This is a genomic window from Amycolatopsis sp. NPDC098790 (assembly GCF_044759945.1).
Taxonomy (GTDB): domain Bacteria; phylum Actinomycetota; class Actinomycetes; order Mycobacteriales; family Pseudonocardiaceae; genus Amycolatopsis.
This window is the reverse complement of record NZ_JBIWAI010000012.1, coordinates 101,779-109,762: the sequence shown is the minus strand read 5'-3', so window position 1 is coordinate 109,762 and position 7,984 is coordinate 101,779. Positions and strand designations below refer to the sequence as shown.

Sequence of the window (7,984 nt, the reverse complement as noted above, 5' to 3'; positions counted from 1 at the left end):
CAGCGTCCGACACGCGCAGGCATGAGCTGTTACCAGGCCCAGTCAACCCACCGTGACCAGGCCAAACCACGATGAAACAACCCCATTGGGGCGCTTGGGCTCAGTCCTCCTCGGCCGGTGCCTCGCCCGCATCGGCCGCGCGGACCGCTTCGCGGCTCGCCGCTTCTTCGCTGATCCCCTGCCGCCAGTAGCCGGTGAAGCAGATCCGCCGCTTGTCGACTTCGCGCTCGCGCACCAGGTGGCGACGCACCAGTTTGACGACGCCCGCTTCGCCCGACACCCACGCGTACGGCGCTCCGCCCGGGAAGCTCGCCGTGCGTACCGCGTCGAGCAGCGCCTCGCCCATCGGCCGCGCCCCGCGGACCAGCCAGTGGACTTCGACCGCTCCGCGCGTCTCGAACGTCTGACGCTCGCCTCGCTCGGACACCTCGATGTACGCCGAAGCGCGCGTGCCCGCCGGGAGGCGCTCGATGATCGCGCCGATCGCGGGCAGCGCCGTCTCATCGCCGACCAGGAGCTGCCAGTCGGTGCCGACGGGCACGTCGTACAGCCCGTACGGCCCGGTGAACGCGACCCGGTCACCCGCCGCCGCGCGCGACGCCCACGCCGAAGCCGGCCCGGTGTCGCCGTGCAGCGCGAAGTCGACGTCGATCTCCGCCGCCTCCGGCCGGTGCGCCCGGACCGTGTACGTGCGCATCGGCGGGCGGACGTCGTCCGGCATCGCCAGGTACGTCCGGTACCACGACATGACGTCGGAGCCGCCCTCCGGCAGCCGCGGCTCCTCCTGCCCGGGCTGCGGGAAGAAGACCTTGACGTACTGGTCCGGCGCCCCGGGCGGCACTTCGCGGAAGCTCGCCGACTCGAACGTCACGCGCACCATCTGCGGCGTGACCGTCCGGACCGCGGTCACCCGCGCCCGGTGGTACGTCAAAGCCGGCCGCTCCACCTGTGTCGTCATTAGGCGAGGCTAACCTAAAAAACAGCGGTCAGAACAGTCCCTCCTCACCGGGATCTTCGTCACCGTCGGGCTTCCAGCGGTACTTGCGCAGGTCGACGCGCTGGCCGTCGGCCAGCACGCCCTCGGCGCGCAGCCGCTCCAGCTGGTCGTGCACCAGGTGCGGCGCCGGGGTCCCGTTCGCGCGCAGGATCCGGTGCCACGGCAGGTCGTGCCCGTCCTCGGCCAGGATGGCGCCGACCATCCGCGGCGAGGGCGCGCCGGCGAGCGCCGCGATGTCGCCGTACGTGGCCACCGAGCCGGCCGGCACCGACTCGATGATCTCCCGCACGCGCTCGTGCAGAACGTCGTCCATGCCCCTACTGTGCCGGACACCACCGACACTTTTCGTGGCCGCCCGCCGCACGCTCCGGCACCTTCACCGAACGTGCCCGCGTTAAGGCGTGCCGGTGCGCCACCCGGGTGAGCGGGCGTGGTTCCATCGCTGGGTGAACACGAGGCGAACGGGGCGGGCGGACGCGCGGCTGGTGCGCACGCCGATCACCGACGCACCCACGTTCACCTGGGACGACGGCGCCCGCCGCGTGCTCTCCGCGCCCGAGGGGTTCCGCCGCGTGCTCGGCGGTCCCGGCACCGGCAAGACGTCGCTGCTCGCGTCGGCCGCCACCCGCCGCATCGCCGAGGGCGCCGACCCGGAGAGCGTGCTGGTGCTCACCACGTCCCGCAAGGCCGCGGACGCGCTGCGCGCCGACATCACCCGCCGGCTCACCTTCGACCCCGACCAGGCGCGGCCGCTGCCCCGCACCGTCCGCGAGCCGCTCGTCCGCACGGTCCACTCCTACGCGTATTCGCTGCTGCGGCTGGAGGCGATGGCCGAGGAACTCCCGCCACCGCGGCTGCTCGCCGGCGCCGAGCAGGACGTCGTCGTCCGCGAGCTGCTGGCCGGTGACCTCGACGAGGAGGCCGGCTACTGGCCCGAGCAGCTGCGGCCCGCGCTGATGGTTCCCGGGTTCGCCGAGGAGCTGCGCGACCTGCTGATGCGCGCCGCCGAGCGCGGGCTGGGCCCGGAGGACCTCGCCGAGCTGGGCCGCCGCCGCGGCCGCGAGGAGTGGGTCGCCGCCGGGCAGTTCTGGGCGCAGTACGAGGAAGTCACGCAGCTGCAGGGCGCGGGCGGCAACGCCCTCGGCGTCGCGAGCGCGCCCGCGCTGGACGCCGCCGAGCTGGTCACCTCCGCGCTGCTCGCGCTCGAGGACGACGACGAGCTGCGCGAACGCGAGCGCACCCGCGTGCGGCACCTGTTCGTCGACGACGCCCACCACCTCGACCCGCTGCAGACCGGCCTGGTCCGGGTGATCGGGCACACCGCGGCGGAGTTCGTCGTCGCCGGCGACCCCGATCAGAACGTGTTCTCCTTCCGCGGGGCGGATGCGAGCCTGTTCGCCGACGCCGACCCGGACGGCAGCCGGACCGTCACGCTCACGACGTCGCACCGGCTCGCCCCGGCCGTCCGCCTGGCCGTGGCGAAGATCGGCGCGACGCTGCCCGGGCTGTCCCAGCACCGCAAGATCCTGCCGCCGGCGGGGGCGACCGGCGGGAACGTGCGGGTCCGCGTCATGCCGACCCCGGCCGCGGAGGCCAGCTGGATCGCCGACCAGCTCCGCCGCGCGCACCTCGTCGACGGCGTGCCGTGGTCGGAGATCGCCGTGCTCGTCCGCTCGCCGGCGCGGACTTTCCTGGTGCTGCAACGGGCTTTACGTGCCGCCGGCGTCCCGATCGGGTCGGCGACGGAGGAACTGCCGTTGGCGCGTCAACCCGCGGTGCGGCCGCTGCTGGCCGTGCTGAAGCTCGCGCCCGCGCCGGAACTCCTCGACGTCGACCTCGCCGAGATGCTGCTGTCGTCGGCGCTCGGCGGCGCGGATCCGTTGGCGCTGCGGCGGTTGCGGCGTGGTTTGCGACGGCTCGAACTGGCCGGTGGCGGGCAGCGGTCGAGCGACGAACTGCTCGTCGAAGCGTTGCGCGGCGGGGACATCCTCGCCGGGCTGGCCGACGCCGAGTCCGAGCCGGTGCGGCGCGTCGGCGGGCTCCTGCGCGTCACGCACCAGGCGGTGGCGCGCGGCGACGGCGTCGAGCAGGTGCTGTGGCAGCTGTGGACCGAAAGCCGGCTGCAGGAGAAGCTGCTGAAGCAGGTCGAACGCGGGGGATCGCTGGGCGCGCAGGCCGACCGCGACCTCGACGCCGTCGTGGCGTTGTTCGACGCCGCCGGCCGGTACGTCGACCGGCTGCCGCGCGCGAGCGTCGCGTCCTTCGCGGATTACCTGGGGGCGCAACAGATCGCGGGTGACACGCTCGCTCCGGCGGCGGTGCCTTCGGACGGCGTCTCGCTGCTCACCGCGCACGCGGCCGCGGGTCGCGAGTGGACGGTCGTCGCCGTCGCGGGTGTCCAAGAAGGAGCGTGGCCGGACCTGCGGCTGCGGGGGTCCGTGCTGGGCGTGGAACGGCTGAAGGACTTGATGTCCGGTGTGGACGACGACGCCGTCTCCGCGACCGCGCCGATCCTCGCCGAAGAGCGGCGGCTGTTCTACCTGGCGATGAGCCGGGCGAAGCAGACACTGCTCGTCACGGCGGTGTCCGGAGAGGACGAACAGCCGTCGCGGTTCCTCGACGACCTCGAGGAGAACGGCGCCGACGACGGCGGGCTCGACTCGCGGATGAAGCCGCCCGGGCGGTCGCTGGTGCTGGCCGAGCTGGTGGGGGAGCTGCGCGAGGTCGTCTGCGACGACAAGGCCGACCCGGTGCGCCGGCGGCGCGCGGCCAAGCAGCTGGCCCGGCTGGCGGAGGCGAAGGTGCCGGGCGCGCATCCGTCCACCTGGTACGGTCTGCTGCCGGCGTCGACCGACGAGCCGGTGCACCGGCCCGGCGACCTGGTCCGGATCTCACCGTCCACAGTGGAAATCCTGACGAAGTGCCCGCTGCGCTGGATGATCGAGCGCCACGGCGGTTCCGACCCGGCGCAGCTGGCCGCGGTGACCGGGACGCTGGTGCACGGGCTGGCGCAGGCGGTGGCGTCGGGCCGCACGGACGCCGAGCTGCAGGCCGCGCTGGACGAGGCGTGGGTGCGCGTCGACGCCGGGGCGCCGTGGTTCTCCCGGCGGGAGCGGCGGCGGGTCGAGCAGATGCTGCAGAACTTCGTGACGTGGCTGGAGCGCAGCCGGGCGGAGCTGAAGGCGGCGGGGGTCGAGCAGGACATCGAGGTCGAGCTGCCGGCCGGCGGCGAGGACGAGGTCCGGGTGCTGCTGCGCGGGCGGGTCGACCGGGTGGAGCTGGACGCCGACGGGCGGCCGGTGATCGTCGACATCAAGACGGGCAAGGTCCCGGTGTCCGGAAAGGACGCGGAGGAGCACCCGCAGCTGGCGGCGTACCAGCTGGCGGTGCTGCTGGGCGCGATCAAGGGCAGCAACGAGCCCGGTGGCGCGCGGTTGGTCTACGTCGCGAAGGGCAACAACAAGACGGGGTCGACCGAGCGGTCCCAGCCGCCGTTGGACGAGGTGGGCGGCAAGCAGTGGCTGGAGCTGGTCCGCGACGCGGCGGCGTCGGCGGCGGGGCCGGACTACCAGGCGCAGGAGAACCCGGACTGCGATCGGTGCCCGGCCCGCGGGTGCTGCCCGCTGCGCCCCGAGGGCAGGCAGGTGCCGGGCCCGTGACCACCCCGACACTTTCACGTGAAAGTGCCGCTTTGTTCCGCAAAGCGGAGCTTTCACGTGAAAGCTCCGCGTTCGGTGGGGTGGGTGCGTGAGTCCGCTCGTCGTCGCCAATCCCGTTGAGCCTGCCGAGCTGGCCGATGCCCTCGGGCTGCACCGGCCGACTCCTGAGCAAGCCACTGTCATCGCCGCACCTGTTGAACCGTCGCTGGTCGTGGCCGGGGCCGGGGCCGGGAAGACCGAAACCATGGCCGCGCGCGTGGTCTGGCTCGTCGCCAACGGGATCGTGACCCCCGACCGCGTCCTCGGGCTCACCTTCACCCGGAAAGCCGCGCGGCAGCTCGGCGAACGCGTCCGCGCGCGGCTTCGGCGGCTTGCCGGATCCGGCTTGCTCGACCGGCTCGATCCGAGTGGCGGCTTGCGGTCCACTGTGGTCGCCGGCGAGCCGACCGTCCTCACCTACCACGCCTACGCCGGCCGGCTGCTCTCCGAGCACGGCCTCCGGCTCCCCGTCCAACCCGGCGTGCGGCTGCTCTCGGAAACGTCGTCGTGGCAGATCGCGCACCGGGTCGTGTCCACTTGGGACAACGAGCTCGACACGGACCGCGTGCCGCCGACCGTCACCGCGGACCTCCTGCAGCTGGCCGGTGAACTGGGCGAGCACCTCATCTCGGTCGAGCAGCTCGCCGAGTACACGACGTGGATGTGCCGCGTCATCGAGAACGCCCCGCGCGCCAAGGGACAGCGGGCCGCGCTCCCGCAGAAGCTCACCGAAATCATGGCCGCGCAGCACTTTCGGCTCGCGCTGCTGCCGCTCGTCGAGGAGTACCACCGCCGCAAGCGCAACGAAGGCGCGCTCGACTTCGCCGACCAGATGTCGCTGGCCGCTCAGCTGGCGAGCGGGTACCCCTCGGTCGTCCGGGGGGAGCGGGAACGCTTCGGTGCCGTCCTCCTCGACGAGTACCAGGACACCGGGCACGCCCAGCGCGTCCTGCTGCGGGCGCTGTTCGGCGGCGTCGAAAACCAGCCGATGCCGGTCACCGCGGTCGGCGACCCCGCGCAGGCCATCTACGGCTGGCGCGGCGCCAGCGCGGCCAACCTGCCCCGCTTCACCACGGACTTTCCCCGCCACGACGGCGAAAGATTGGTTCCCGCGTATGAATTCGGCCTGCTGACCAGCTTCCGCAACCCGCCGGAGATCCTCGACCTCGCCAACGCGATCGCCGAACCACTGCGGGCGCGCGGCCTCGGCGTCGAACGGCTGCGGGCGCGCGAAGGCGCCGGTCCCGCCGACATCGCGGCCGCGCTGCTGCCGGACATCCGCGCCGAGCGCGAGTGGGTGGCCGATGCGATGGCCCGCCGGTGGCACACCCAGCAGGAAGAGACCGGGAAACCGCCGACGGCCGCGGTGCTCGTGCGGCGCCGCGCCGACATGGCGCCCATCGCCGCCGAACTGCGGGCGCGCGGGCTGCCGGTCGAGGTCGTCGGGCTCGGCGGGCTGCTCGACGAGCCCGAGGTCGCGGACCTCGTGTCGACGCTGAAGGTGCTCGCCGACCCGTTGTCGGGCAGCGCGGCGGCCCGGCTGCTGACCGGCGCGCGCTGGCGGCTCGCGGCCGCCGACGTCGCCGCGTTGTGGCGGCGGGCCGGCGAACTTTCCAGTCCAGAGAAGGCCACGGACGAGCCGGAGCTGGTCGTGGAGCGCGTCGAGCAGGCCGGGCTGATCGACGCCATCGACGAGCCGGGCGCGCCGGAGCGGTACTCCGAAGAGGGGTACAAGCGGATCCGGCGGATCGGCTGGGAGCTGGCGGCGCTGCGGCGGCGGCTCGACCAGTCGCTGCCGGAGCTCGTCGCCGACGTCGAACGCACGATGCTCCTCGACGTCGAATCGTTGGCCCGCCCGGGATCCGCGGGGCGCGCGCACCTGGACGCGTTCGCCGAAGTCGTCACCGACTACGCCGAAACGGCGCCGACCGCGACGCTCTTGTCCTTTGTGGACTACCTGAACACCGCCGCGCACGCCGAAGACGGGCTGACGCCGGGCGAGGTCGAGGTCGTGCCGGACCGCGTGCAGGTGCTGACCGTGCACTCGGCGAAGGGGCTCGAATGGGAGGTCGTCGCCGTGCCGCACCTGGTGCAGGACGTCTTCCCGGGCCGGAGGCGGTCGTCGTCGTGGCTGCGGACGGCGACGTCGCTGCCCGCCGCGTTGCGCGGTGACTCGCAGGACCTGCCGGAGCTGCGGATCGCGGAAGGCTACGACCGCAAGGAAGTCCAAGAAGGACTGGAACTGCACGAAGCCGGGTTCGTCGAGCGGGAGCAGGCGGAGGAACGTCGGCTCTGCTACGTCGCGCTGACGCGGTCGGAGCACGCGCTGATCGTGTCCGGGCACTGGTGGAACGAGAGCAGCAGCCGGTACAAGGGGCCGTCGGAGTTCCTGACGGAGATCGGCGACGTCCTGCGCGAGACCGGCGTCGGACAGCTCGCGGAATGGGCGCCGGAGCCGGAAAAGGAGGACGAGAACCCCCTGGTTTCGGACTCGCGGAAGGGGCGCTGGCCGGTCGACCCGCTGGCCGACCGCCGCACCGGCGTGCAGACCGGGGTGGAGCTGGTGTCCGAAGCCATGTCCACTCCGGACGAAGAAGAGTCCGAAGAGGACGATCCGGACGGCTGGCTGACCGACACCGACGTCCTGCTCGAAGAGTGGGCGCGCAAGGACGACCACGTCCACCGGGTCCAGCTGCCGTCGCGGCTGACCGTGAGCCAGCTGGTCTCGCTGGCCGACGACGCGGGCAAGCTGGCGGCGGACCTGCGGCGTCCGCTCCCGATGGAGCCCAACAGCTTCGCCCGCCGCGGCACGGAGTTCCACGGCTGGCTGGAGCGCCGCTTCTCGGGCGACCAGCTGATCGAGATCGACGACCTCCCGGGCGCGGCCGACTTCGGCGAAGCCCCCGACGCGGACTTCGAGGAGCTGCAGGCGCGGTTCGAGGAGAGCGAGTGGGCGACGCGGGTGCCGCACGCGGTGGAGGTGTCGTTCACGGCCGACGTCGAGGGCATCACGCTGCGCGGCCGGATGGACGCGGTGTTCGCCGACCCGGACGGCGGCTGGACGGTCGTCGACTGGAAGACGGGCTCGGTGCCGCCGGAGTCCCGGCAGCCGACGCTGGCGGTCCAGCTGGCGGCGTACCGGATGGCGTGGGCGGCGCTGAAGAACGTCCCGGTGGAGCGGGTCCGCGCGGCGTTCCACTACGTCCGCGCGAACCGCACGATCCGCCCGGCCGACCTCCTGGACCCCGAAGGCCTGCGCCGGCTGCTGCGGGACATCCCCGAGGCGTGA

At 73.1% G+C, this 7,984-nt stretch carries 4 protein-coding genes; 2 read left to right on the top strand and 2 right to left on the bottom strand.

The features are described from left to right. Positions 1-100: 100 nt before the first annotated feature. Positions 101-958, bottom strand: a complete 858-nt coding sequence (locus ACIQWX_RS49680) for a siderophore-interacting protein (protein ID WP_400887094.1) — start codon at positions 956-958, stop codon at positions 101-103. 28 nt (positions 959-986) lie between these two features. Further along, complete coding sequence (locus ACIQWX_RS49675; protein ID WP_400887091.1) at positions 987-1,310, bottom strand: MGMT family protein; 324 nt, start codon at positions 1,308-1,310, stop codon at positions 987-989. Positions 1,311-1,482: 172 nt separating this feature from the next. Between ACIQWX_RS49675 and ACIQWX_RS49670 the strand changes: the two genes are divergently transcribed. Continuing rightward, the gene (locus ACIQWX_RS49670) at positions 1,483-4,656 is read left to right on the top strand and encodes an ATP-dependent helicase (RefSeq protein ID WP_400887102.1); all 3,174 of its coding nucleotides are present in this window, start codon (positions 1,483-1,485) and stop codon (positions 4,654-4,656) included. An 88-nt stretch (positions 4,657-4,744) separates the two neighbouring features. Further along, the gene (locus ACIQWX_RS49665; RefSeq protein WP_400887089.1) at positions 4,745-7,984 is read left to right on the top strand and encodes an ATP-dependent helicase; all 3,240 of its coding nucleotides are present in this window, start codon (positions 4,745-4,747) and stop codon (positions 7,982-7,984) included.

Excerpts from the sequence above, each read along its gene's own strand:
- ACIQWX_RS49680 (WP_400887094.1), bottom strand. The coding sequence starts at position 958 with ATGACGACACAGGTGGAGCGGCCGGCTTTGACGTACCACCGGGCGCGG.
- ACIQWX_RS49675 (WP_400887091.1), bottom strand. The coding sequence starts at position 1,310 with ATGGACGACGTTCTGCACGAGCGCGTGCGGGAGATCATCGAGTCGGTG.